This is a genomic window from Pectobacterium carotovorum (genome assembly GCF_033898505.1).
GTDB lineage: Bacteria > Pseudomonadota > Gammaproteobacteria > Enterobacterales > Enterobacteriaceae > Pectobacterium > Pectobacterium carotovorum_J.
Map to the genome: position 1 here is coordinate 218,809 of NZ_JAXAFK010000004.1, position 24,878 is coordinate 243,686.

At 52.6% G+C, this 24,878-nt stretch carries 22 protein-coding genes; 12 read left to right on the plus strand and 10 right to left on the minus strand.

Features of this window, described 5'->3' with window-relative positions:
* The first annotated feature begins 56 nt into the window (after positions 1–56).
* The gene (locus R9X49_RS18080) at positions 57–1,973 is read left to right on the plus strand and encodes a methyl-accepting chemotaxis protein (protein WP_319849791.1); all 1,917 of its coding nucleotides are present in this window, start codon (positions 57–59) and stop codon (positions 1,971–1,973) included.
* Positions 1,974–2,023: 50 nt separating this feature from the next.
* Here R9X49_RS18080 and R9X49_RS18085 read toward each other — a convergent pair whose 3' ends face one another.
* On the minus strand, positions 2,024–2,392 hold the full coding sequence (locus tag R9X49_RS18085) for a GFA family protein (RefSeq protein WP_319849734.1): 369 nt from the start codon (positions 2,390–2,392) through the stop codon (positions 2,024–2,026).
* A 164-nt stretch (positions 2,393–2,556) separates the two neighbouring features.
* Here R9X49_RS18085 and R9X49_RS18090 point away from each other — a divergent pair, with 164 nt between their 5' ends.
* Positions 2,557–3,747 carry an MFS transporter gene (locus R9X49_RS18090; protein ID WP_319849735.1) on the plus strand — a complete coding sequence of 397 codons (1,191 nt, stop codon included), beginning with the start codon at positions 2,557–2,559 and terminating at the stop codon, positions 3,745–3,747.
* Between the two features lie 117 nt (positions 3,748–3,864).
* On the opposite strand, the gene gyrB is transcribed toward R9X49_RS18090, so the two are convergent.
* The 4 genes from gyrB to dnaA are packed head-to-tail and all read right to left on the minus strand — an operon-like array spanning position 3,865 to position 9,936.
* Positions 3,865–6,282 carry a DNA topoisomerase (ATP-hydrolyzing) subunit B gene (gene gyrB / locus R9X49_RS18095; protein WP_319849736.1) on the minus strand — a complete coding sequence of 806 codons (2,418 nt, stop codon included), beginning with the start codon at positions 6,280–6,282 and terminating at the stop codon, positions 3,865–3,867.
* Between the two features lie 18 nt (positions 6,283–6,300).
* Positions 6,301–7,386 (minus strand): DNA replication/repair protein RecF, encoded by a 1,086-nt coding sequence (gene recF / locus R9X49_RS18100; RefSeq protein WP_040032816.1) that lies wholly within the window; start codon positions 7,384–7,386, stop codon positions 6,301–6,303.
* Positions 7,387–7,433: 47 nt separating this feature from the next.
* On the minus strand, positions 7,434–8,534 hold the full coding sequence (gene dnaN / locus R9X49_RS18105) for a DNA polymerase III subunit beta (protein WP_319849737.1): 1,101 nt from the start codon (positions 8,532–8,534) through the stop codon (positions 7,434–7,436).
* A gap of 4 nt (positions 8,535–8,538) precedes the next feature.
* Positions 8,539–9,936, minus strand: coding sequence for a chromosomal replication initiator protein DnaA (gene dnaA / locus R9X49_RS18110; protein ID WP_319849738.1), 1,398 nt, complete (start codon positions 9,934–9,936; stop codon positions 8,539–8,541).
* A gap of 672 nt (positions 9,937–10,608) precedes the next feature.
* Between dnaA and rpmH the strand changes: the two genes are divergently transcribed.
* From rpmH to R9X49_RS18140, 6 genes are all read left to right on the plus strand, one after another.
* Positions 10,609–10,749, plus strand: a complete 141-nt coding sequence (gene rpmH / locus R9X49_RS18115) for a 50S ribosomal protein L34 (RefSeq protein ID WP_005976668.1) — start codon at positions 10,609–10,611, stop codon at positions 10,747–10,749.
* Between the two features lie 18 nt (positions 10,750–10,767).
* On the plus strand, positions 10,768–11,127 hold the full coding sequence (gene rnpA, locus R9X49_RS18120; RefSeq protein WP_071821045.1) for a ribonuclease P protein component: 360 nt from the start codon (positions 10,768–10,770) through the stop codon (positions 11,125–11,127).
* Complete coding sequence (gene yidD / locus R9X49_RS18125) at positions 11,091–11,348, plus strand: membrane protein insertion efficiency factor YidD (protein WP_071821043.1); 258 nt, start codon at positions 11,091–11,093, stop codon at positions 11,346–11,348. The genes rnpA and yidD overlap by 37 nt, the downstream gene beginning before the upstream one ends.
* Positions 11,349–11,350: 2 nt before the next feature.
* On the plus strand, positions 11,351–12,985 hold the full coding sequence (gene yidC / locus R9X49_RS18130; RefSeq protein WP_319849739.1) for a membrane protein insertase YidC: 1,635 nt from the start codon (positions 11,351–11,353) through the stop codon (positions 12,983–12,985).
* A 129-nt stretch (positions 12,986–13,114) separates the two neighbouring features.
* Positions 13,115–14,479, plus strand: coding sequence for a tRNA uridine-5-carboxymethylaminomethyl(34) synthesis GTPase MnmE (gene mnmE / locus R9X49_RS18135; RefSeq protein WP_319849740.1), 1,365 nt, complete (start codon positions 13,115–13,117; stop codon positions 14,477–14,479).
* Positions 14,480–15,117: 638 nt separating this feature from the next.
* On the plus strand, positions 15,118–16,329 hold the full coding sequence (locus R9X49_RS18140; protein ID WP_319849741.1) for an acyltransferase: 1,212 nt from the start codon (positions 15,118–15,120) through the stop codon (positions 16,327–16,329).
* Between the two features lie 127 nt (positions 16,330–16,456).
* On the opposite strand, the gene R9X49_RS18145 is transcribed toward R9X49_RS18140, so the two are convergent.
* Positions 16,457–17,308 (minus strand): SDR family oxidoreductase, encoded by an 852-nt coding sequence (locus R9X49_RS18145; protein WP_319849742.1) that lies wholly within the window; start codon positions 17,306–17,308, stop codon positions 16,457–16,459.
* A 114-nt stretch (positions 17,309–17,422) separates the two neighbouring features.
* Here R9X49_RS18145 and R9X49_RS18150 point away from each other — a divergent pair, with 114 nt between their 5' ends.
* Positions 17,423–17,818 (plus strand): winged helix-turn-helix transcriptional regulator, encoded by a 396-nt coding sequence (locus tag R9X49_RS18150; protein WP_413775896.1) that lies wholly within the window; start codon positions 17,423–17,425, stop codon positions 17,816–17,818.
* Positions 17,819–17,883: 65 nt separating this feature from the next.
* On the opposite strand, the gene R9X49_RS18155 is transcribed toward R9X49_RS18150, so the two are convergent.
* Positions 17,884–18,435, minus strand: a complete 552-nt coding sequence (locus tag R9X49_RS18155; protein ID WP_319849743.1) for a TetR/AcrR family transcriptional regulator — start codon at positions 18,433–18,435, stop codon at positions 17,884–17,886.
* 103 nt (positions 18,436–18,538) lie between these two features.
* Here R9X49_RS18155 and R9X49_RS18160 point away from each other — a divergent pair, with 103 nt between their 5' ends.
* Positions 18,539–20,041, plus strand: a complete 1,503-nt coding sequence (locus R9X49_RS18160) for an MFS transporter (RefSeq protein ID WP_319849745.1) — start codon at positions 18,539–18,541, stop codon at positions 20,039–20,041.
* Positions 20,042–20,125: 84 nt separating this feature from the next.
* Here R9X49_RS18160 and R9X49_RS18165 read toward each other — a convergent pair whose 3' ends face one another.
* From R9X49_RS18165 to R9X49_RS18175, 3 genes are read right to left on the minus strand one after another with little or no spacing between them, the layout of a single operon-like run.
* Complete coding sequence (locus R9X49_RS18165; RefSeq protein ID WP_319849746.1) at positions 20,126–20,785, minus strand: DUF799 domain-containing protein; 660 nt, start codon at positions 20,783–20,785, stop codon at positions 20,126–20,128.
* Positions 20,782–21,141 (minus strand): DUF4810 domain-containing protein, encoded by a 360-nt coding sequence (locus R9X49_RS18170; protein WP_015842353.1) that lies wholly within the window; start codon positions 21,139–21,141, stop codon positions 20,782–20,784. The genes R9X49_RS18165 and R9X49_RS18170 overlap by 4 nt, the downstream gene beginning before the upstream one ends.
* A gap of 18 nt (positions 21,142–21,159) precedes the next feature.
* Positions 21,160–21,831 (minus strand): CsgG/HfaB family protein, encoded by a 672-nt coding sequence (locus R9X49_RS18175; protein WP_039363695.1) that lies wholly within the window; start codon positions 21,829–21,831, stop codon positions 21,160–21,162.
* A gap of 427 nt (positions 21,832–22,258) precedes the next feature.
* Here R9X49_RS18175 and aegA point away from each other — a divergent pair, with 427 nt between their 5' ends.
* Positions 22,259–24,283 carry a formate-dependent uric acid utilization protein AegA gene (gene aegA / locus R9X49_RS18180; RefSeq protein ID WP_319849747.1) on the plus strand — a complete coding sequence of 675 codons (2,025 nt, stop codon included), beginning with the start codon at positions 22,259–22,261 and terminating at the stop codon, positions 24,281–24,283.
* Positions 24,280–24,801 (plus strand): 4Fe-4S dicluster domain-containing protein, encoded by a 522-nt coding sequence (locus tag R9X49_RS18185; RefSeq protein WP_319849748.1) that lies wholly within the window; start codon positions 24,280–24,282, stop codon positions 24,799–24,801. Before aegA ends, R9X49_RS18185 begins: the two co-directional genes overlap by 4 nt.
* The last annotated feature ends 77 nt before the right edge of the window (positions 24,802–24,878 follow it).

The window sequence follows — 24,878 nt, forward strand, 5'->3', positions numbered from 1 at the left end:
GCAATCCATCCATTCACTCCTCACCAACAGCCTCAAAAAGAAAACTCAGCACACGGATGCTGATGCTCCTGGCGGGCGTTACCACTATCGCACTCGGTTTTATTCTCACTATCGGCCTGCTGATCTGGCAATCCGGCCAGCAGCAAAAGACCATCGCACAGCAGTATCTTGAGCAAACAGCGTATACCAACAGCTACCTGATTCAGCAAAAACTAGATGTTGCACTCCATGCGGCGCGCAATCTGGGGCAGAGCGTTGTCAGCCTGCAAGAAGCAGGCAACGCCGATCGGAAAACCGCAGAAACGCTGCTGAAGAATGCGCTGAAGAACCACCCTGATTTCCTTTCGATGTCGCTGGCATGGGAACCTGATGCATTCGACGGCAAAGATCGGGAGTACGCTGGTCAGCCCGATCAGGATCCGCAAGGTCGCTTCGTCCGTTATGTCGACCGCGATACCGCAGGCAACGTTGCGCTGCATAATCTGGTGGATTATGAAACGCCCGGCAGCGGCGATTACTATCTGCTGCCGAAGAAGCTCCAGAAAGAAGTGATTCTGGAGCCGTATAGCTACCCTTACAACGGCGTCGATGTTCTGCTGACCTCCATTGCCGTGCCCATCATCATCAACAACAAATTTTACGGCTCCGTCACCGCGGATTTTTCGCTGGATACGCTGCAACAGCTTACCAACAACATAAAACCCTATGAGGGAACGGGCTACGCCCAGCTTCTGTCCCACACTGGTGCCTACATTTCTCACCCCGACAAAGCGCGGGTGACCAAAAAAATTGAAAACGACCCAACGCTGCTTGAGCATGTCACCACAGGGCAGTCTTATCAGATTGAACGTGACAATGCCGTGCTGAACACGCCAGCGTTTAACGTGTATGTGCCCGTCACTATTGGCAACACCGGCACGCCCTGGATGCTCGGCCTATCTGCTCCCGTCAATGTGGTGATGGCGGAAACGGTGCAGCAGCGTAACGTGGGGCTGCTGCTTATGGTGCTGAGTATCGTGGTGGTTTCCGGCGTACTGGGCATCATATTTAACCGCAAGGTCGCTCGGCCTATTGGTGGGGAACCGGCTCAGGCTGCACAGATCGCGCTGTCCGTCGCGCAGGGGGATTTAACGCAAACCATTCCCGTACAACCGAAGGATGACAGCAGTATTTTTTACGCTATGAACGCCATGCAGTCACAGCTGCGAGACATCGCCGAACAGTTAATTAGCACCAGCGAATCCGTCAGCCACGGGGCGACAGAAATTGCGGTAGGTAACACCGATCTGGCCTCCCGTACCGAGCAACAGGCGGCGGCTCTGGAAGAAACTGCCGCCAGCATGGAGCAGATTACGGCGACGGTGAAACAGAATGCGGATAACGCCCATAACGCCACAACGCTGGCGCAGAACGCGGCCCACATCGCTCAGAAAGGTGACAAGATAGTCGGTCAGGTTGTTCACATTATGAGTGAGATCGACGACAGTTCGAAGAAAATTGCCGATATTACCAGCATCATCAACGGTATCGCATTCCAGACCAATATTCTGGCACTCAACGCGGCGGTGGAAGCCGCCAGAGCGGGCGAACAAGGCCGCGGTTTTGCCGTTGTTGCCAACGAGGTGCGTAACCTTGCACAGCGGAGCGCCAGTGCCGTAAAAGATATCACCGCGCTGATTACGGAATCCGCCAGTCGTGTCGACAGCGGCGTCACGCTAGTTCAGAGCGCCGGTGAGACCATGCAGGAAATGCTGAGCGCCGTCACGTCGGTAAAAGACATCATGGATGAGATCGTCTCAGCATCGGATGAACAATCACGCGGGATCAGCCAAGTGACGCAGGCGGTTCACGAGATGGACGGCGTCACCCAGCAGAACGCCGCGCTGGTGCAGGAAGCCACGGCTGCCGCTGCGTCGCTCGAAGAACAGGCCAGACAGCTCGCGCAAACGGTGCTGGTATTTAAGCTCTCGTAATTACCCTTCTTCACCAACTCCCTCCGCACGGGCCGGAAACGGCCTGTGCGTTATTCCCAACGTGGGCAGCAGTCCTCGAATGAATGTGACGTTGGCTTCAGCTCTGGGCTGTTTTTCTCATCAAAATTCCCAATCGTCAGCGCAATAGTCGGTTCATCATCAATCGCTCCCAGCGTGCTGCCACAATGCGGGCAAAAAGCCCGGCTGGAGTAATCAGACGACCGATAGCGTGCGGGCTCGCCACCCTCACCAATCCACTCAACCGCCGACCGGGGAAACTCAACCCACAACAGCGTTGGCGCACCGGAATGCTGCTGACAATAAGTACAGGAGCAGGCATGGGGATTGCCCGGTTCACCCGTGGCTCTGAACCGAATCTGCCCACATAAACACCCACCCAAATATGATGTTATCGTCACGCTGCTCTCTCCCTATTCTGTCGAAAAGGCGGGTATCAATATTCGCCATAGATGATATAAGTAATATGCTAACCTTATGATCCATTTACCAGGGAGTGACGCCCTGTTCTTGCGCCAGCTCTCACGATAATAAAATCTACAGACCCGTAAGCTGCAAAGATAATATGAAATTCATAAAATTACCGCTACTGGCGCAAATCTCATCAGCGCATTTGGTGAGTCACTTCCATATGATGGTGCTACCTGCACTTATTCCGCTGCTGTCAGCTCAGCGCGATATCAGTTTTGTTGAACTCGGGTTTGCGCTTAGCGTATTCAACATTGTCTCCGCCTGTGTGCAGACGCCAATTGGTTTTATGGTGGATCGCATTGGCGCACGCCGTACGTTAACCGCGGGTTTGGCGCTCGGCAGCCTCTGTTTTCTCTCGCTCGGTTTCTCAGGCAGCTATGTTTGGCTGGTTGCCGCGATGGGGCTGGCTGGCGTGGCAAACGCGGTTTATCACCCGGCGGATTACGCCTTACTGTCGCGCGGGATTGATGAGAAACGCATGGGCCGCGCGTTCTCGGTGCATACCTTCTCCGGCTTTCTGGGCACGGCCATTGCGCCCGGCATTTTGCTGTCCGTTGCCGCCTTTTCCGGCATCAGTAGCGCATTCATCGTTTCCGGCGTCATCGGCTTGCTGACGATACCGCTGCTTCTGACGGATAACGATGAACCTAGCCGAGTGAAGCCTGCGGCGACAACAGGCGCCCAGCCGGGCAAATCGCGCGCGCCCGTGTTCACACTGCCGATTCTGGCGCTGCTGATTCTGTTCCTGCTGCTGAATTTAAGTACGGGTTCAATCCAGAACTTCTCGGTGACGGCGCTAGTCACGGGCTACGATTTGTCGCTGTCACAGGCAAACGTGGCGCTGACCGCGTTCCTGTTCGCCAGCGCCTTTGGCGTACTGGCTGGCGGCGCACTGGCGGATAAAACCAAGCGCCACGGGCTGGTCGCGACGGCAGCGCTGGCCGTGACCGCCGTGCTGGTCAGTATTGTTGCCCTGTATTCCTTACCGACTATCGTGCTCGTGCCGCTGCTGGCCGCCGCCGGTTTCCTCTCCGGTATGATCGCCCCTTCTCGGGATATGCTGGTACGCGCCGCCTCACCGCCGGGGGCGGAAGGTCGGGTATTTGGGATTGTTTCTACTGGCTTCAACATCGGCGGTGCCGCAGGGCCAGTGCTGTTCGGCTGGCTTCTGGATCACGGTCACCCTCACGCCATTTTCTGGTCTGCCGTCATCTTTATGCTAATCACGGCTTTCATCACGCTGCTACAGGAAATGCGCAGCGCCAAACGGCGTGCATTGGCCTGATAAAACGTTTTTCAACGTCGCTTGCGACAGCCCAAAGGGTGGCGGGCAGGAAGCTCGCCATAAAAAAGCCAGCTCCGCAGGGAGCTGGCTTAGATAATGATAACAACGTAGACCAAATCAGATATCGATATTCATCGCTTTCAGGGCGTTCTCTTCGATAAACGCACGACGCGGTTCAACGGCATCACCCATCAGGGTTGTGAACAGCTCATCAGCGGCAATCGCGTCTTTCACCGTCACGCGCAGCATGCGGCGGCTGGTCGGATCCATCGTGGTTTCCCACAGCTGATCCGGGTTCATTTCACCCAGACCTTTATAACGCTGTACGGTCAGGCCACGGCGGGACTCTTTCACCAGCCACTCCAATGCCTGCTCAAAGCTGGCAACCGGTTGACGACGCTCACCACGTTCGATGTACGCATCTTCTTCAATCAGGCCACGCAGTTTTTCACCGAGCTGATTCAATTTGCGATATTCGCTACCCGCCACGAAACCTGCGCCGAGTGGATAATCGGTATCCACACCGTGCGTACGTACGCGCAGCGCCGGTTCAAATACGCCACGTTCTTCATCATGGTGAATGACAAAGCTGTATGTGCTGCCGTGCAATTCGTTTTCGTTCAGGCTGTTAACCAGCGATTCCGCCCACGCCTGCACGTTTTCACGCTCGTTCAAGTCGGCTTCTGACAGCGTCGGTTGATAGATCAGACGGTTCAACAACGCACGCGGGAAGCGGCGCTCCATACGACTAATTTGTTTCTGCACGGCATAATGCTCAGAAACCAGCTTCTCCAGCGGTTCACCGGCCAGCGCAGGAGCCTGTGCATTGGTATGCAGCGTCGCGCCGTCCAGTGCCAGCATGATCTGGTACTGATCCATCGCTTCATCATCTTTGATGTACTGTTCCTGCTTACCTTTTTTCACCTTGTACAGCGGCGGCTGCGCAATATAAACGTGGCCACGCTCAACAATTTCAGGCAGTTGACGGTAGAAGAAGGTCAACAACAGGGTACGGATGTGCGAACCATCCACGTCAGCATCGGTCATGATGATGATGTTGTGGTAGCGCAGTTTGTCCGGGTTGTACTCATCGCGGCCAATGCCGCAGCCCAGCGCGGTGATCAGCGTCGCGACTTCCTGCGAGGAAAGCATCTTGTCAAAACGGGCTTTCTCAACGTTCAGGATTTTACCCTTCAGCGGCAGAATCGCCTGATTCTTACGGTTACGTCCCTGCTTGGCAGAGCCGCCCGCTGAGTCCCCTTCCACCAGGTACAGTTCAGACAGCGCCGGGTCGCGTTCCTGACAGTCCGCCAGTTTACCCGGCAGGCCAGCCAGATCGAGCGCACCTTTACGGCGTGTCATATCACGCGCTTTACGCGCCGCTTCACGGGCACGTGCGGCATCAATAATTTTACCAACCACGATTTTGGCGTCTGACGGGTTTTCCATCAGATAATCCACCAGCTTCTCGTTCATCAGCGATTCAACAGCGGTTTTCACTTCGGAAGAAACCAGCTTGTCTTTGGTCTGCGAGGAGAATTTCGGATCCGGTACTTTCACGGAAACCACCGCAATCAGCCCTTCACGCGCATCGTCACCGGTGGCGCTGACTTTAGCTTTCTTGCTGTAGCCTTCTTTATCCATGTAAGTATTCAGCGTACGGGTCATCGCGGCACGGAAACCGGCCAAGTGCGTACCCCCGTCGCGCTGTGGAATGTTGTTGGTAAAGCAGTAAATGTTTTCCTGGAAACCATCGTTCCACTGCAGTGCCACTTCCACGCCGATGTCATCTTTCACCGTCGAGAAATAAAACACGTTCGGGTGAATTGGCGTCTTGTTACGGTTCAGGTAATCAACAAACGCCTTGATGCCGCCGTCATAATGGTAATGATCGGCTTTATCTTTCTCACGTTCGTCGATCAAGCGGATGGAGACACCGGAGTTCAGGAACGACAGCTCGCGCAGACGCTTAGCCAGAATCTCATACTCGAATTCCACCACGTTGGTGAACGTCTCATGGCTCGGCCAGAAACGTACCGTCGTACCGGTTCTGTTGGTGTCACCCGTAACCGCCAGCGGTGCCTGTGCCACGCCGTGTTTATAGGTTTGCTCGTGAAGTTTTCCGTCGCGGTGAATAACCAGTTTCAGTTTTTCCGACAGGGCGTTAACCACGGAAACCCCTACGCCGTGCAAGCCGCCGGAGACTTTATACGAGTTATCATCGAACTTACCGCCCGCGTGCAGCACGGTCATGATGACTTCAGCGGCGGAGATCCCTTCTTCTTCGTGAATGCCGGTCGGAATACCACGGCCATCATCCTGCACCGATACCGAGTTATCAGCATGGATGGTGATGATAATGTCTTTACAATAGCCAGCGAGTGCCTCGTCGATAGCGTTGTCCACAACCTCGAATACCATATGATGCAGGCCGGTACCGTCGTCCGTATCGCCGATATACATACCTGGGCGTTTACGTACCGCATCCAGCCCTTTCAATACCTTGATACTTGAGGAGTCATAAGAATTCGACATCAACGTTTCTCGCTCATTTTAGTCCTGTGATTGAACCGTTATTTTACCCTGTTCTACGCGGAACATCTTGCCCTTTTCACCAATCATGTCCTCTATCTGCTCAGCGCTAACCGCACTGACAAAAACCTGTGCATGAGTGGCTTTTAACCGTTCAGCCAGCAAACGGCGGCGGGTACTATCCAGTTCGGAAGCAAAATCATCAATCAGATACAGACAGCGCAGTCCGTTCTGACGGGTGAGAAACTCACCCTGAGCCAACCTCAGCGCGCACATAAGCAGCTTGAGCTGGCCACGGGACAGCATATCCTCAACCGCCACGCCGCTGGCGCGGATGCGGAAGTCGGCTTTATGCGGCCCCAGCGCCGTATAACCTAACATACGGTCGCGTTCGAACTGCCGTTCCAGCAATTCGGCATACTCACTTTCTTTATCCCAGCCGCGCTGGAAAGAGAAACTGAGCGAAAATTCAGGCAGAAATTGCGTACAGGTCGTGGCGATATCATTGGCAATCGCCGCACTGTATTGCGCACGCCATTCGCTGATACGTTCCGCCAGCGGCACCAGTTCCTGATCCCAGGCTCTAAGCTGCCCATAGTGACTCACCTGACGCAGTGCCGCATTACGCTGGCGCAACAAACGCTTCATGTTGCTCCAGGCCGCGAAAAATCCGGGTTCGTTATGGAAACAGCCCCAGTCGAGAAAGGCGCGACGAAACTTCGGGCCGCCGTTGAGCAGGGTAAACCCTTCCGGCGTGATCAACTGTATCGGCAGCAATTGCGCCAGTTCAGCGACTTTATGGCCGTCGCTGCCGTCGATTCGCACCTTGCTGTCGCCCTGACGGTTTTTGCTTAACCCGACGGATCGCTCCGTTTCCGTGCCATCAATACGGCCATGCAGCACAAATTCCGGCTGATCGTGACGAATGACGCGCCCCGCCTGAATGCTACGAAACGCCCGCCCGTGCCCTAGCGTATAAATCGCTTCCAGCACGCTGGTTTTACCGCTGCCGTTGGCACCCACTAAAAAATTAAAGCCGGGAACCAGCGCCAGATCGGCCGCCTCGATATTGCGGAAATCTTTGATGAGAAGACGAGTGAGAGCCATGCTGCAGATATCTTATATGGGAGGGCAAGTACACTTGCCCGATAATTCTACAACCGCATTGGCATGACGACATAGGCCGCCGCCCGGCTGGCGCTATCTTCGATCTGCACGCTGGAAACGGAATCGGTCAGCAGTAAACGCACCCCTTCGCACTTCAGCGCGTTCAGCACATCCAGTACGTAGCTAACGTTAAAGCCGATTTCCATCTCGGTGCCGTCGTACTGCACATCCAGAATCTCTTCCGCTTCTTCCTGCTCTGGGTTGTTAGCAGTAATTTTAAGCTGATTCTGAATCAGGTGCAGACGCACACCGCGGAATTTTTCATTCGATAAAATCGCCGCACGGGAGAAGGCCTGCTTGAGCAGATCGCAGCTGGCCTCCAGCGTTTTATCCGGGTTCTTCGGCAATACGCGGCGATAATCAGGGAAACGCCCATCGACCAGCTTAGACGTGAAAATGAAGTCGCCGACATGCGCGCGAATGTTGTTGCTGCCGATTTGCAGCTGCAGCGGGGTATCACCGCCATCTAACAAACGCACCAGTTCCATCACGCCTTTACGCGGCACGATCACCGAATGTGACGGTAAAGATTGCCCAACCGGCATAGAGCAAACCGCCAGACGGTGACCATCGGTCGCGACCGTGCGCAGCTCTTCGCCTTCGGTTTCAAACAGCATACCGTTGAGGTAGTAGCGAACATCCTGATGCGCCATCGAAAACTGCGTCGCTTCGATCAAACGCTTCATCGTCGCCTGCGGCAGAGAGAATTCAACCTCGCTCTGCCAGTCGTCCAGATTAGGAAAATCCGCTGCGGGCAGCGTGGACAGCGAGAAACGGCTGCGGCCAGAGCGCACCAGCATGCGATCGCCATCCAGCATAATCGTGATTTCTGCGCCTTCCGGCAGGCCCCGACAAATATCAAACAGTTTGCGGGCAGGGACGGTCGTAGCACCCGGTTCATGCGGCTGCGTCAGCGCCACTTTCGCCACCATCTCCATTTCCAGATCGGTACCGGTCAGCGACAGTGCGTCTTCCGTCACCTGAATCAGCAGGTTGCCCAGAATCGGTAAAGTCGGTCGGCCGCCCAGCGGGCTGCTGACCTGTTGTAATGGCTTTAACAGACGTTCGCGTTCAACAATAAATTTCATAGTGTTATGACGATAGAGTTCTGATTAAATTGGAAAAATCTTCTTTGATGTCGTGGCTTTCTTCACGCAACTGCTCAATCTTGCGGCAGGCATGCAACACCGTCGTATGGTCACGCCCGCCAAAGGCATCGCCGATTTCCGGCAGGCTGTGATTCGTCAGTTCTTTCGCCAACGCCATCGCCATCTGGCGCGGACGCGCCACCGAGCGGGAACGACGTTTAGACAGCAGGTCGGCTACCTTGATTTTATAGTATTCCGCCACCGTCTTTTGAATATTGTCGATAGTAACCAGTTTTTCCTGCAACGCCAGCAAATCGCGCAGCGCTTCACGCACAAAATCAATGGTGATTGAGCGGCCGGTAAAATTGGCGTTCGCGATGACGCGGTTCAGTGCGCCTTCCAGCTCACGCACGTTAGAACGCAGGCGCTTAGCAATAAAGAAGGCCACCTCGCCAGGCAGACGAATATCGTTTTCATCTGCCTTTTTCATCAGAATTGCCACGCGGGTTTCCAGCTCTGGCGGTTCAATCGCGACCGTTAACCCCCAGCCGAAACGGGATTTCAGGCGGTCTTCCACGCCGTTAATCTCTTTCGGGTAGCGGTCAGACGTAAGAATGATTTGCTGGTTGCCTTCCAACAACGCGTTGAAGGTATGGAAGAACTCTTCCTGCGAACGCTCTTTATTCGCAAAGAATTGGATATCATCGATCAGCAGTGCATCAACAGAACGATAGTAGCGTTTGAATTCTTCAATCGCATTGTTCTGCAACGCCTTCACCATATCCTGCACAAAACGCTCGGAGTGCATGTAGACCACCTTCGCATTGGGCTTGCGGGCAATGATGCCATTCCCCACCGCGTGCAACAGGTGTGTTTTACCCAGGCCGGTGCCGCCATAAAGAAACAGCGGGTTATAGGCGCCGCCGGGGTTATCGGCTACCTGACGCGCCGCCGCGCGCGCTAACTGGTTCGATTTACCCTCAACGAAGTTATCAAACGTATGCTTGGGGTTCACATTGGAACGGTAGGTATGCTCCGCCTGTACCGGTGAGTTATCCCAGCTTGGACGTACCGGTGCTGAGCGTACCTGCTGCTGAGGCGCAGCGCTGACCTGCTTCTGATGCGGCTGCGCGGGCTGGCTGATGGCCTGAACCAGCGGTTTACTCCCCACCTCGAAACGCAGTAAAGGAGCATCCATCCCGCAGAAATCATTCAGCAGGCCATTGATGTTATTTAAATATTTATCACGAACCCAATCCAGCACAAAGCGATTAGGGGCGTAGAGCGCCAGAGTGTTATCACTCAGCTCCGCCTGCAACGGGCGTATCCACATACTGAATTCTGTGGCAGGTAACTCATCCTGCAAACGGGCAAGACACTGCTGCCAAAGCGAAAGCGACACGGCGGACTCCACTCGAACAAGAACGATCAAAAAGAAAAGAATAAGACGTTATTTATGTAACTCATGATTTTTTGGCGCCTGCGTTATCCACACTTGCTTCATTCACAATTCAGACAGCAGACACACCACATAGCGCGGCGATTTACCCCGGCGATCCATCAAAAGGATCGCTGACGGGACCGCGGATCATAACCTAATCCGCCAAAGAGATCTTCCCCTTCTGCACAGTTTCGATCCTTTTTATCCACAGGCTATTCTTATCGCGACTCCCTGCGGCACGCCAAATGGACGGCGGGTACATATTTTACCCACCCCGGGTGAAACGCATTCAAGCATACCCTCGGAGACACGATCGTTACGGTGATATCGATCATGATCTTGCCGGACAGATCGTTGGAGGATCCTTGCGCTTTGCAATAGAGTCCGTATAATTCCCTGCCCGCGCGTCTACGCCTTTCTGTGCTCTGACAGGCAGAAATTCCAAAAATAATCGGAATGGCTGGCGTGTGAAGTGTGATGTTAATTGACTCAGGACTGTACAATTATTACAATCCTGCCTCTTTCCGTTATATAGACTGTGATATGCGATTGAGGCGTCGGTCATTTTCACGCCGAACAGCCAAACGCGTTTACTGTGAAGTTATAATTATCCAAGTTTAGGTAGAAATCGCCATGAAACGCACTTTCCAACCGTCCGTATTGAAGCGTAACCGTAGCCATGGTTTCCGTGCTCGTATGGCCACCAAGAATGGTCGTCAAGTTCTGGCCCGCCGTCGTGCGAAAGGCCGTACTCGTCTGTCTGTTTCTAAGTAATAAAAGCTAACCCACCGAGTGGTTAAGCTCGCATTTCCCAGGGAGTTACGTTTGTTAACTCCCAGTCATTTCACTTTCGTCTTCCAGCAACCACAACGGGCTGGCACGCCGCAAATCACCATTCTCGGCCGCCTGAACTCGCTGGGGCATCCCCGCATCGGTCTTACCGTCGCCAAAAAGCATGTAAAACGTGCTCATGAACGCAATCGGATTAAACGCCTGACGCGCGAAAGCTTTCGCCTGCATCAACATTCATTGCCTGCAATGGACTTTGTAGTGCTCGTGAAAAAAGGGGTGTCTGAACTGGATAACCGCACCTTGACGGAAGCATTGGAAAAACTATGGCGTCGGCACCGTCGTTTGGCTCCCGACTCCTGATCGGGTTGATACGCGGTTATCAACTCGTTATCAGCCCGTTACTCGGACCACATTGCCGGTTCCGGCCAACGTGCTCGCAATACGGGATTGAAGCAATACGCAGGTTCGGCATGATAAAAGGCTGTTGGTTGACGCTTAAACGCGTATTAAAATGCCATCCTTTGAACCCTGGTGGTGATGATCCCGTACCGCCAAAAACCGACAATAACAGAGAACATTAACGATGGATTCGCAACGCAATCTTCTTCTCATCGCTCTGCTATTCGTAACCTTTATGCTTTGGCAGGCTTGGGAAACGGATAAAAATCCGCCAACCACCACGCAAGCCATACAGCAGGCGACGAACGCAGTGACCGGTGATGCTAACAACCAGGGCGTACCAGCCAGCGGTCAAGGCAAGCTGATCACGGTGAAAACCGACGTACTGTCGCTGACAATCAATACGCGTGGCGGCGATGTCGAGCAAGCGCACCTGCTGGCTTACCCAGATACACTGGGTTCAGATAAACCTTTCCATCTGCTGGAAACCACATCAGAGTTTGTCTATCAGGCTCAGAGCGGTTTGACTGGCAAAAACGGCCCGGACAACCCGGCTAACGGCCCACGTCCGCTGTTTACCACCACGCAAGATAGTTTCGAACTGGCCGAGGGTCAGAAAGAACTGCGTATCCCGATGACCTACACCGCGGCTGACGGCGTGGTTTACACCAAAACGTTCGTTCTGAAACGTGGCGACTATGCACTGAACGTTGACTATAGCGTCAACAACACCAGCGCACAGCCTCTGGAACTTACGTTGTTCGGTCAGTTAAAGCAGTCTATCGAGTTACCTAAGCACCGCGATACCGGCAGCAGCAACTTTGCACTGCACACTTATCGTGGCGCAGCGTTCTCTTCCAGCGAAGACAAGTACAAAAAGTACAGCTTCAGCGACATGGACGAAAACCTGAACATCACGACCAACAGTGGTTGGGTAGCGATGCTGCAACAGTACTTCGCAACCGCGTGGATTCCAACGACGGCAGGCGCGAATACGTTCTATACCAGTAAACTGGGCAACGGTCAGGCTGCGATTGGCTTCAAGGCTGCTCCCGTTGTGGTTGCCGCTGGCAGTCAGCAGAATCTGAACGCGACGCTGTGGGTCGGCCCGGAAATTCAGGACAAGATGGCTGCTGTTGCACCGCATCTGGACCTGACCGTAGATTACGGCTGGCTGTGGTTTATTTCTCAGCCGCTGTTTAAGCTGCTGAAATTCCTGCATGGCTTTATCGGCAACTGGGGCTTCTCCATTATTGCCATTACCTTTATCGTGCGCGGCGTGATGTATCCGCTGACGAAAGCGCAATACACCTCGATGGCGAAAATGCGCTTACTGCAACCTAAATTGCAGGCGATGCGTGAGCGTATTGGTGATGACAAACAGCGCATGAGTCAGGAAATGATGGCGCTGTACAAATCAGAGAAAGTGAACCCGCTGGGCGGTTGTTTCCCACTGCTGATTCAGATGCCAATCTTCCTGGCACTGTATTACATGCTGATGGGCTCCGTTGAACTGCGTCACGCGCCGTTCGCCCTGTGGATTCATGACCTGTCCGCACAAGACCCGTACTACATTCTGCCGATCCTGATGGGCGTGACGATGTTCTTCATCCAGAAGATGTCGCCAACCACCGTGACCGATCCAATGCAGCAGAAGATCATGACCTACATGCCGGTCATCTTTACGGTCTTCTTCCTGTGGTTCCCGTCAGGTCTGGTTATGTACTACATCGTGAGTAACCTGGTTACCATTCTCCAGCAGCAGTTGATCTACCGTGGTCTGGAAAAACGTGGCCTGCATAGCCGCGAGAAAAAATAATCCGGTTGATGGCTAACCAATAGAAAGCGTAAGGCGGTCATTGACCGCCTTATTTTTTTAATAGCTGTCTTATCACCCAGCGATACGTAAAATGGCCTGCCAGACAGGCATTAATGCAGAGAGAATATCATGAGTAATACCGACACCATCGTCGCCCAAGCCACGCCACCGGGACGCGGAGGCGTGGGTATTTTGCGCATTTCAGGACAGGCGGCCACCGAAGTGGCGCATGCCGTTCTGGGTAAGCTTCCCAAACCACGTCACGCCGATTATCTGCCGTTCCGTGATACCAACGGCACCATGCTCGATCAGGGCATCGCCCTCTGGTTTCCCGGCCCAAACTCCTTTACCGGCGAAGATGTGCTGGAGCTTCAGGGGCACGGCGGTCCGGTTATTCTTGATTTGCTCCTGCAACGCATTTTGACGCTACCCAACGTGCGCATTGCACGCCCCGGCGAATTCTCGGAACGCGCCTTCCTGAACGACAAACTCGATCTCGCTCAGGCGGAAGCTATTGCCGATCTGATTGATGCCAGTTCGGAACAGGCCGCTCGCTCAGCGCTGAACTCTCTGCAAGGCGTATTCTCCACCCGGATAAATCAGTTAGTGGAAGCACTTACTCACCTGAGAATCTACGTCGAGGCTGCCATCGACTTCCCGGATGAAGAGATCGATTTTCTCTCCGATGGTAAAATTGAAGCACAGCTCAATGGCGTAATGGCCGATCTGGATGCCGTCAGAGCCGAAGCCCATCAGGGTAGCCTGCTGCGTGAAGGAATGAAGGTCGTGATCGCAGGTCGTCCTAATGCGGGTAAATCTAGCCTACTCAATGCATTAGCAGGTCGTGAAGCCGCGATTGTGACAGATATCGCAGGAACCACGCGTGACGTACTACGCGAGCACATCCACATCGACGGCATGCCGCTACATATCATCGACACCGCCGGGCTACGCGATGCCAGCGACGAAGTCGAACGCATTGGTATTGAGCGCGCCTGGCAGGAAATCGAGCAGGCCGATCGCGTACTATTCATGGTAGACGGCACCACCACGCAGGCGACTGAGCCTGAGCAGATCTGGCCAGAATTTATGGCGCGCCTGCCAAAAACACTGCCGATTACGGTAGTGCGTAACAAAGCTGACATCACTGGCGAAACGCTCGGCCTCGAGGATGTGAACACTCACTCACTTATCCGTCTTTCCGCCCGCACGGGTGAAGGCGTGGATACGCTGCGCGACCATCTTAAGCAAACGATGGGTTTCACCAGCAACACGGAAGGCGGTTTCCTGGCACGACGTCGCCACCTGCAAGCGCTAGAACTGGCAGCCCAGCACCTGACTCAGGGCAAAGAACAGCTGGTCAGCGCCTACGCGGGCGAACTGCTGGCAGAAGAACTGCGGCTGGCACAGCAGGCCCTGAGTGAAATCACTGGCGAATTCACCTCTGACGACCTGCTAGGCCGTATCTTTTCGAGCTTCTGTATTGGGAAATAACGATTAATTTATTCTAATCGACCCGTGCTACGCCACTGGCTGCTACGCTAAGCAGTCAGTGGCTCTTTACACCACTAGCCGTCGACATCAATTCACTGCGCAACAGCCCGAAAATCTGCTCACCTTATAGCCCTGAGTCCGACGTCATTAAATAAATTATCATTTTTTTAACAAAAAATTTGATAAAAAATAAAATGTGTTGTATTAATCAATAATACAAAAAAGCATTACTCATAATAAGAATATCCTCTATCCCCTTGCCGTTTCCGATGATTGAATTGACTATCAATAGCCTGGTGGCATTCATGACACCATCTGTCATCAACATAATGATTAATATAAAAAACGCTAGAATAACCGAAAGACATAGCAATCATTAACTGGCTATCCTTTTATATTGGATGATTAGCCTGACTCTCACGATCACATGATTGATTTTAAATAAAATAAAAATGGCGCGAGTTAAAAACGCCCGTGAAATATTCCTTTTCACTGGCATGGTTTTACATTGAAATTTAACAACAATATTGTCATTGGATAAATTTTATTTTCATTACAACACCTGGTATTTAGACGTTATCTATAGCCGTAGCATTTTATTTTTTTGTTGATGTTATATTTTAACTATGAGGTGGATAATGAATAGTAACACGACCAATAACGCTGGGGGACTATATTCTCACAGCGCAACGCAAGATGTCCCAATAGTAGCAAAAACCGTTTCCCCCAACCTGCCATCGCTGAACGGGATACGCATGATTCTGGCTCTCTTCGTCTATCTTTTTCATACGTCGTTAGACAACATGCTCAGCCCATTTTCTGATCCAGCAATCAATACTGCCTATGCATTCTTCCTTAGCAAATCAGGCTGGGTCAGCGTCTCTTTCTTTTTTATACTAAGCGGATTTGTCATGAATTGGTCATCAAAACCAGTTGGCAACACGCTTACTTTCTATAAGAAGAAATTTGCCAGAATATATCCGGTTAATATTATCGTCATGTTACTACTTGTTGCGACAGGATTGATTAATATCAGCAGGGTTGATATTTGGTTACCTAATGCCTTGCTGATACAAACCTGGCTGCCTGATGGGGAAAATTACATCGGGGGAAATATACCCAGTTGGTTTCTATGCACGATAGTTTTTTTCTACCTATTATTTCCCTTTTTACAGAGAGTTATTAGAGCAATCCCTACCGCTCATTTGTGGACATCCATAGGGTTTTTATACCTGATTATGATTGTCACACAAATTATTATCGCCCTATATACATCCGCAACGCCCTATATTGAAGGGTGGTCATTATTGATTAGTGAAAGTCGCTGGTGGCTCTCTTATACCTTCCCTCTTACCCGCCTGCCTGAGCTTATTATTGGTATGTTACTATCACGCGTTATTCAGGAAGGTAAATGGGTCCCCATATCAATTACAGCCAGCCTAATATTAACCGCTGTAACATATTTTATTGATCTCTTTATACCGCTTCAATTCAGTTTCAATCTGGTTACACTCATCCCTTTACTACTCGTAATTGGTTCACTAACCGTTAGTGACATCAATCAACGTCGCTCTTTTTTACATACCAAACCCATGCAATGGCTAGGTAATCTCTCTTTTGGGTTCTATATGATTCACTTCTTAGTGCTAAAACTCATTATGGTATGGGCTGACGGTGCTAAATATGATGTCCCTGAGGCGATTTTATTGGTTGTTGCCGGAATGGTGCTGAGCCTTTTAGGTGCCTGGCTGTTGTATAAATTCGTTGAGCTGCCAGCCAGTAAATGGATTACCTCAAAAACATGGCTCAACTTTCGTCGTGACCCACAAAAAACCGGCGCGACATCCTGATAAACAACGGAGCATCGCCGCTTAAGCGGCGATGCTCCAGTAAAAAAGGGAATAACCGTTAATGTGAACACTCACTTACATAGCGTGCACGTTCAGGCATTTTTCCCTCGGTGCTTCATTTGCTTTCTTACTTCAGCGTTGCTTTCACTACGGCTGACAGCGGCGTCGTTGGGCGACCAATCAGGCGGCTCAGCTGTTTACCGCCATCAAACAGACCGCCTTTGGATGCACCGGTGTCTGAATCCGCAATAATCTGCGCGAAAACATCAGGTAGTCCGGCTGAAACCAGTGCAGCGGTGAACTCCGCTTCGGACAGGTTTTGATAACCGATATTTTTGCCAGACTGTTTGCTAATTTCAGCAGCCAGTTCCGCCAACGTATAAGGCTCGTCACCAGCCAGTTCGTAAACCTTGCCAGCCTGTCCTTCCTGCGTCAGAACTGCGACAGCCGCGGCCGCGAAGTCTTCGCGCGTTGCAGAGGCAATTTTCCCCTCGCCTGCGCTACCGATAAATACACCGTGTTCCAGCGCCGCAGGGATGCTGGCCGCGTAGTTTTCGGTATACCAGCCATTGCGCAGCAGGACATGCGGTAAACCAGAGTCCTTCAGCAAGGCCTCCGTTTGACGGTGTTCTTCCGCCAGCGCCAGAGGGGACTTATCCGCGTGCAGCAGGCTGGTGTACGCAACCAGTTTCACGCCAGCTTTCACTGCGGCTTCAATGACGTTGCGGTGTTGCGCAGCACGCTGACCCACTTCGCTTGAAGAGATCAGCAGCACCTTATCCACACCTTGCAGCGCGGAAGCCAGTGCTTCTGGCTGATTGTAATCCGCTGCTTTCACCTGCACGCCTTTTGCCGACAGATCGGCAACTTTATTAACATCACGCACCAGCGCCACGATGTCGCTCGCCGGAACCTTCTCTAACAGTTGTGCGATAACCAAGCGGCCCAGTTGGCCTGATGCACCAGTAACAGCAATCATCTCAAGCTCCTTTTATTGACTGTCTTTTATTAACCATCTTTTACTTACGGGTAGTGGCTGGCATAATATCGGCAAAGCTAACTTTAAGTAAGTACATACATAAAGGTAAGTATAGTGAGTCAATCCCAAACGCCCATCGATTTATTGCCGCCCATTCTGCCAACCGGCAATGTCTTCGCTGAGAAATGTCCCTCTCGCCAGATACTTAATCACGTCACCAGCCGTTGGGGCGTGCTGATTTTGATTGCATTACTTGATGATACGCATCGCTTTAGTCAACTGCGTCGACGGATTGGCGGCGTGAGCGAGCGCATGCTGGCGCAGACCCTGCAATGGCTGGAAAGTGATGGTTTTGTCCTGCGAACGGCCTATCCGGTTGTCCCACCACACGTTGAGTATAGTCTGACGCCATTAGGCAAAGAGGTTGGCAAGCGGGTAAAAGAGTTGGCGATATGGGTCGAAGGGAATCTGGACGAGATCATGGCGGCACAGCAGGCCAGCGAACAATAATCCATCAAACCAGACATCATCAGATCATCAATCAAACCCTGCGCCTCCAGAATAGAGGTTCTTGTTCAGGAGGGCGCGCGATCGGGCAGTAGGCGGGAAATGTCAGTGAAAATAGCTTTCCAGGTTTCGTCATCGACCGCCATAAAGCCAAAATAGCGCAGCAGGAATGCCCCTTCGGATGCCAGAAACGCCAGCCGAGCATCTCGCCCTTCCTGGGAATTCAGGTCAAGCCCGGCCAACTGGCGGTCATACCACGCCTGTGATTTAGCAAGATGCTCGGGCATGTTCAGCAATGAAGCCATCATACCCGCCGCGCGATCGCCTTCTGCGGCATCCGTTCGATACGTGACGTCAACATGCGCACGTACTCTGGCCTCCTGACTATCATCCGCACCGATGCACGCGGCTGTCATCTCATCAAACTCATCTTCCCAGCGCTGATACATGGCACTAATCAACTCGTCTTTCGTCCCGAAGCACGACTGAATACCGCCTTTTGTCACGCCCGCGGCTTTGGCGACCGCATCAATCGTCAACGAGGCAATGCCCTGTGTGTGAACGATCTGTTCCGCCGCATCCAACACGCCTGCACGATTAATGCTCTTATTACGCCCCATACCTTCCCCGATTTAAAATACGTTTGTATTTAAAAAGCAATTCTATATCATCAGAACGCTATCCAACAGATGAAAAATGGAAGATCGAGGCAGAGATCCTGTTATGCAATCACCAAAAAAGTGGCTGATTCTGGCCATTGTTTCCAGTGCACTGTTCCTGATTGTTATTGACATGACGGTACTGTACACCGCACTCCCGACACTGACTCACGACTTGCATGCCACGGCATCGGACAAGCTGTGGATCGTGAATATCTACGCGTTGGTTGCCTCCGGCTTGCTGCTGGGAATGGGCACGTTGGGTGATAAGCTGGGCCATAAACCATTATTTATTTCCGGGCTGGTCGTATTCGGCACCGCGTCATTGTTCGCCGCTTATTCACCCACTCCCCATATGCTCATCGCCGCCCGTGCTTTGCTGGCAGTGGGTGCGGCAATGATGATGCCCGCCACGCTCTCCATTATCCGTCTGACCTTTTCTGATGAACGGGAACGCGCACTGGCGATTGGCATCTGGGCAGCGGTGGCATCCGGCGGTGCCGCGTTTGGCCCCGTCATGGGCGGGATATTGCTTGAATACTTCTGGTGGGGCTCGGTTTTCCTCATTAATGTACCGGTCGTTCTGCTTGCGCTCATCATGGGAGTCACCGTCATTCCACACCGGCCGGGTAATGCTTCACACCGCTGGGACTTCTTTGGTTCTCTATTGATTATGGTTGGTTTGATTGGTGTAACCTATGCCATAAAAGAGCTGGGCAAACGGGTTCCGTCTTATGCAGATGCGCTAATCGCGCTGCTGATCGGCGTGGCGTTCATTATCCTGTTCGTTCGGCGCCAGCGTAACAGCAAGCATCCTCTGGTCGATTTCTCTCTCTTCCGCCTGCGGCCTTTCAGCGCCGCCGTAGCCGCAGCTATTGTAGCAGCGGCCGCATTGATCGGTATGGAGCTGGCTTTCACCCAGCGACTACAGCTAGTCGTTGGGCTGTCTCCGCTACAGGCCGGCCTGTTCATTTTACCGCTGTCATTGGCTTCCTTTATCTCTGGCCCGCTGACCGGAAGAATGCTGCCGCGCGTGAATAGCGGGACAATGCTAGCCGCTGGCCTGTTGATTTCGGGACTCGGAATGGGAAGTTATCTGCTGCTCCACAATGCGCCCACCATGATACAAATCATCAGCCTGACCATTATTGGCGCAGGTGTGGGCTCCACCATGACGGCCGCATCGAGCACCATTATGCAGGTTGCTCCGGCGTCAAAAGCGGGTATGGCAGCCTCAATCGAAGAAGTGTCCTATGAATTAGGGGGCGCGACGGGCGTGACGCTGATGGGCAGTTTGCTGTCTTTCGCTTATTCTGCAACGTTTATGTTGCCCGCAGGGTTTACCGCACCGGACACCGCCTATGACAGCCTGGACGAGGCATTAATTTTTGCCGAATCCTTACCGGAAAATATGCAGCGCATTCTTACCGCACAGGCACATTCCGCCTTTGATTCCGGATTTTCCACCGTGCTGGCAGCGGCAACGTTGATTTTACTGTTGACCTCAGCCTTCGTCTGGGCAACGCGCCATAATAAACAACATCGTCATCAGGCCGCTGATGTATAGCGCCATAGGCTAAGACGATAAAAAACGCCGTTCAATGACGAACGGCGTTGGTAATGGCGATTTGGCAACGTACTACATAACGGATTAGTACGTTTCTTTACCGTATTGCAATGAGCGAGGCCCGTACAGCATACCGCGTGGATGGCCCGCCGCCAGCAGGCGCGTGCTGGTCACGCCAGCAACATCATGGCCTTTGTCGGAGATCGTGTCCGCAATCTGGCTCACCGCAGCCTGCACCAGCGCACCGATGATGCCGCCGTTAGAATTTGATTGCTGTTCGTTGCTGGACGCCGTTGCACTTCCGCTCCACAGCAGTTTTCCGGTACGCAGATCAACCAGACGTGCATCCGCAGAAACGCGGGTTTCGCTGCTAATCACGATGTATGACGTGCCGTATTCTTTTACGTCCAAATACAGTGCAGCATCAGCACCAAAGATTTGGTGCAGCTTCGCCGTACTCAGCGCATGAATATCCGCCGCAGTCGACAGACCATTCTGTTTGAACGTTTCGTCTACGACAGCGACAGGCAAGACGTAATAACCGGATTCCGCCAGCGGGTAGGTAACTTGTGAAAGCAGGCTATAGCTCGCTTTCACATCCGGCGAATGGTTAACCGGCGGCAATACCAGAATAGACTTAGGTTTACTCTGCTTAAATGCCGTGTAGTCATAGGGAACGGGTTTAGCACAACCGGTCAGCACCAGCGCAAAAACCAGACCACATAATCCTAAAAAACGATTCATTTAATGCTCCCTTTATTTTTACTCAACAGAAAGTCCATAAAAGGTGCTGATTCAGGGAATTTCGCTTTTTCAGTTTCAAACTGTTGGCGAGCTTCGCTATCACGGCCAGTGTTGGCATACAGCAACCCAAGTTGAGCATAGAGTCCCGGCGGGACAGGTTTATTGGCGGCTTTCGCTTTTTCGATCGATTCATTCAAAGCAAGAATTTGCTGCTCAGGGCCGACTTTATCTTGTTGATAGTAATCGTAAAGAGCCGGCTGATATTTTTCCCAGCTGTAAATGGTTTTTGGCTGAGACGCACAACCAGCCAGCACTGTCGCTGCAAGCAGCAGGACAATTTTCTTATGAGATAACATGGTTATATTCCTATTCCATTAGTTCGCTGGGCGCCAGGCACCACTTTCAATTCCCGCAACCAGATTATTGACGGCTTCACGAATAGCCAAATCCAGCACTTTACCGTTCAGCGTAGAGTCATAGCTGGCCGTACCACCGAAACCGATAATTTCACGGTTGGACAAGGTGTACTCACCGGCACCTTGTACGGAATACACCACTTCAGACGTTTGCACGTTCACCACGTTCAACGTAGTTTTTGCGTAAGCAACCTGTGTTTTTCCGCGACCAAGGATGCCCCACAGTTGATGGTCACCCACTTCTTTGCGACCAAACTCGGTCACATCGCCGGTAACAACATAGCTAGCGCCTTTCAGCGTCTGCGTTTGCCCTTTAATACCCGCTTCTGCTTTCAGCTCTTCCATATTGGTACGATCCAACACATTAAAGCGGCCGCTCTGCTGAAGATGGCTCACAAGAATGGTCTTGGATTGATTACCTAAACGGTCAACTCCATCAGAAAAAATTCCGTTCATGTAATTAGAGCGGTTTTCAAATTTTCCGACGGAAATCGGGCTGCGAACGCCCTGATAAGGCGTACTGTAAGAAGTCACTTTTTGTGCTTCTACGGTACGGGAAGACTCTGTAGCACATCCGCTCAATAACGCTGCTGACATGAATACAGAACAAAGAACGACTTTTTTATTCATAACACTATCCCTTAGTGACAATCCATTAACCCTGAGCAAAGCCCTGTTATTGATTCATAATGAAAATGCCGTAAAAACGTTATTTAGCTGCAACACAGTTTTGCTGCGTTTAAATAGCGCTCGACATTATGAGGGGCGTAAGGAAAAGTAACGAGTTATTTCATGGGAAAATTAGCAAAAATAATAAAAACCAGAATTTTTACCTGAAATAAATCGCTGTAAACCGGATAAAAAACAAGGTTATATGCAACCATGCCATTACTTTCACATAACATTACAACTAACTGAAACGATTCAATAATTTCATTAATAACACGCGTGAGATTTAACATTAACCGACTTTTTACCTGCTCTATATCAAGGTCAGGGTGTTATCCAGCTATTAGGATAAAGGCCACGATCGAGGGATCCAGGGTGGGAGAAGGTAATGAACCGATTTGTTATTGCCAGTACTCAAGACTGTATGGGGTGCCATGCATGCGAAATCGCCTGCGTCATTTCACACAATGATGAGCAGTATCCAGATAGCACCACGGTGTTTCAGCCCAGAATCAAGGCATTCAATACGCCAACGCTGCGAGCTGCCGTGACCTGCCGTCACTGTGAGGATGCCCCCTGCGCCAGCGTGTGTCCAACGCAGGCCTTGATCAGAAAAGACAATAGCATTCAGCTCGTTCAGGAAAAGTGCATTGGCTGTAAAAGCTGTGTACTGGCGTGCCCGTTCGGCGCGATGTCCATGGTGACAAACCCCGTGGACAATAGCACCGTCGCCCATAAATGCGATCTCTGCGCCGATCGTCCCGAAGGGCAAGCGTGTGTAGAAGCCTGCCCGACGCAAGCCTTGCAGTTAGTCAGCGAACAAACGTTGGCAGCCCGCCGTCAGGAAAAACAGCAGATGATGGCGCAGCGTTCAGCCTCCTACTGGCAGCGTGAAACGCCCGTGCTGAAAGCGCTGACGACCAATCCACTCAGTAAAAGGAAAAACTGGCCGCGCCGGGATGCCGAGAAAAAGCCGCTGACCCAGAGAACCTCCACGTTTGATGAAATCTATCATGGCTTCTCCGTGCAGCAGACGGAAGATCAGGCTGACCGCTGCCTTTCCTGCGGAAAACGCGCGATCTGCGAGTGGACCTGCCCGCTGCATAACAATATTCCTGAACTGCTGAGTCTGGCGAAGCAAGGGCGGATTCTTGAAGCCGTCGAGTTATCACACCAAACCAGCAGCCTGCCGGAAATCTGCGGCCGGGTGTGCCCACAGGATCGGCTATGCGAAGGAGCCTGTACGCTGGGTAAAGAGTACGGCGCCATCACCATCGGCAACGTTGAGCGCTACATTACCGATACCGCAATGGCCATGGGCTGGTCGCCCGATATGACGCGTGTCGTTCCCAGCGGCAAACGCGCGGCGATCGTCGGTGCTGGCCCGGCAGGGTTAGCCTGCGCCGATGTGCTGGCGCGCAACGGCGTGCAGGCTGTCGTGTTCGACCGCCACCCGGAAATTGGTGGGCTGCTCACATTCGGGATCCCGTCGTTCAAACTGGATAAAGAGGTGCTGATTCATCGCCGTGAAGTATTCAGCGCGATGGGAATCGAATTCCGGCTGAATACCGAAGTGGGGAAAGATATTTCTCTGGCTCAGCTTCTGGATGACTATGACACCGTTTTCCTCGGCGTAGGCACCTACCGCTCCATGAAGGCTAACATTGATAATGAAGAGGCTCCCGGCGTCTTCGATGCGCTCCCTTTCCTGATTGCCAATACCAAGCACGTCATGGGACTGCCTGAATTAGACGACGAGCCTTATATCTCGATGGCGGGCAAACGCGTCGTGGTGCTCGGCGGTGGAGATACCGCAATGGACTGCCTGCGCACATCCGTTCGACAAGGTGCGGTATCCGTCACCTGCGCGTATCGTCGCGATGAAGCCAACATGCCGGGCTCGAAAAAAGAGGTGAAAAACTCCCGTGAAGAAGGCGTGGAGTTCATGTTTAACGTCCAGCCACAAAAAATCTGCCTCAATGAACAGGGCGAAGTATGCGGGATTAGCCTGGTTCGCACCGAACTGGGCGAGCCTGACGCCAGCGGCCGTCGCCGTCCGCGCCCTATTCCCGGATCAGAATTTGTGCAACCTGCGGAAGCCGTGATAACCGCATTTGGCTTCCAGTCGCACAGCATGCCGTGGCTGGAAGAGGCCGAGATCGGTCTGGATAACTGGGGCTACATCACGGCCCCCCTAAATAGTCAGATCCCCTGCCAGACCAACCATCCGCGTATTTTTGCTGGCGGCGATGCCGTACGCGGTGCCGATCTGGTGGTAACCGCCATTGCCGACGGGCGCAAAGCCGCATTGGGAATGATTGCGACGATGGGGCTGACCGCCGTCACGGGTGCCATTCCCGCACACCCGCAGCGTCCCGAAACGCACGCAACCTGCGAGGAGCTCCGCTCATGAATCAATTTGTTATCGCCGAAGCAGAAAAATGTATCGGCTGCCGGACCTGCGAGATTGCCTGCGCAGTCGCCCATAGCGGTGGTCAAAGTGCGCAATTGCGGCCTTCTCACTTCTTTCCCCGCCTGAAGGTCGTAAAAAGCGCCAGCGTCAGCGTACCCGTTCTGTGCCGGCAGTGTGAGAATGCGCCCTGTGCCAGCGTGTGCCCAAATGACGCGCTGGTGCGCGATCGGGATAGTATTCAGGTTATTCAGTCCCGCTGCATCGGCTGCAAAAGCTGTGTCGTCGCCTGTCCCTTTGGGGCCATCAATGTGGTGACGAAAGCGTCGAATGATGAGGGAGAAGCGCACCTCACGCAAAGCGAGGTTCACAAATGTGATTTGTGCGCGGATGTCGCCCAGAGCCCTTCCTGCGTTAGCGTGTGCCCGACATCGGCGCTGCGATTAGTGACCGCAGATGAGCTGCGCAAGCAGACGCTGGAAAAACAGCGGCGTTCCGCACTAGGGTGGCCGAGCCATTAAAACAGACTGGAAGGTGGCGGGCAGGGAAGGATCGCCACAAAACACACGATGCAGAAAATTCGTTGTGCCTAATTAAT

Excerpts from the sequence above, each read along its gene's own strand:
- R9X49_RS18080 (WP_319849791.1), top strand. The coding sequence starts at position 57 with ATGCTGATGCTCCTGGCGGGCGTTACCACTATCGCACTCGGTTTTATT.
- R9X49_RS18090 (WP_319849735.1), top strand. The coding sequence starts at position 2,557 with ATGAAATTCATAAAATTACCGCTACTGGCGCAAATCTCATCAGCGCAT.
- gyrB (WP_319849736.1), bottom strand. The coding sequence starts at position 6,282 with ATGTCGAATTCTTATGACTCCTCAAGTATCAAGGTATTGAAAGGGCTG.
- recF (WP_040032816.1), bottom strand. The coding sequence starts at position 7,386 with ATGGCTCTCACTCGTCTTCTCATCAAAGATTTCCGCAATATCGAGGCG.
- dnaN (WP_319849737.1), bottom strand. The coding sequence starts at position 8,534 with ATGAAATTTATTGTTGAACGCGAACGTCTGTTAAAGCCATTACAACAG.
- rpmH (WP_005976668.1), top strand. The coding sequence starts at position 10,609 with ATGAAACGCACTTTCCAACCGTCCGTATTGAAGCGTAACCGTAGCCAT.
- yidD (WP_071821043.1), top strand. The coding sequence starts at position 11,091 with ATGGCGTCGGCACCGTCGTTTGGCTCCCGACTCCTGATCGGGTTGATA.
- yidC (WP_319849739.1), top strand. The coding sequence starts at position 11,351 with ATGGATTCGCAACGCAATCTTCTTCTCATCGCTCTGCTATTCGTAACC.
- mnmE (WP_319849740.1), top strand. The coding sequence starts at position 13,115 with ATGAGTAATACCGACACCATCGTCGCCCAAGCCACGCCACCGGGACGC.
- R9X49_RS18140 (WP_319849741.1), top strand. The coding sequence starts at position 15,118 with ATGAATAGTAACACGACCAATAACGCTGGGGGACTATATTCTCACAGC.
- R9X49_RS18145 (WP_319849742.1), bottom strand. The coding sequence starts at position 17,308 with ATGATTGCTGTTACTGGTGCATCAGGCCAACTGGGCCGCTTGGTTATC.
- R9X49_RS18155 (WP_319849743.1), bottom strand. The coding sequence starts at position 18,435 with ATGGGGCGTAATAAGAGCATTAATCGTGCAGGCGTGTTGGATGCGGCG.
- R9X49_RS18160 (WP_319849745.1), top strand. The coding sequence starts at position 18,539 with ATGCAATCACCAAAAAAGTGGCTGATTCTGGCCATTGTTTCCAGTGCA.
- R9X49_RS18165 (WP_319849746.1), bottom strand. The coding sequence starts at position 20,785 with ATGAATCGTTTTTTAGGATTATGTGGTCTGGTTTTTGCGCTGGTGCTG.
- R9X49_RS18170 (WP_015842353.1), bottom strand. The coding sequence starts at position 21,141 with ATGTTATCTCATAAGAAAATTGTCCTGCTGCTTGCAGCGACAGTGCTG.
- R9X49_RS18175 (WP_039363695.1), bottom strand. The coding sequence starts at position 21,831 with ATGAATAAAAAAGTCGTTCTTTGTTCTGTATTCATGTCAGCAGCGTTA.
- aegA (WP_319849747.1), top strand. The coding sequence starts at position 22,259 with ATGAACCGATTTGTTATTGCCAGTACTCAAGACTGTATGGGGTGCCAT.
- R9X49_RS18185 (WP_319849748.1), top strand. The coding sequence starts at position 24,280 with ATGAATCAATTTGTTATCGCCGAAGCAGAAAAATGTATCGGCTGCCGG.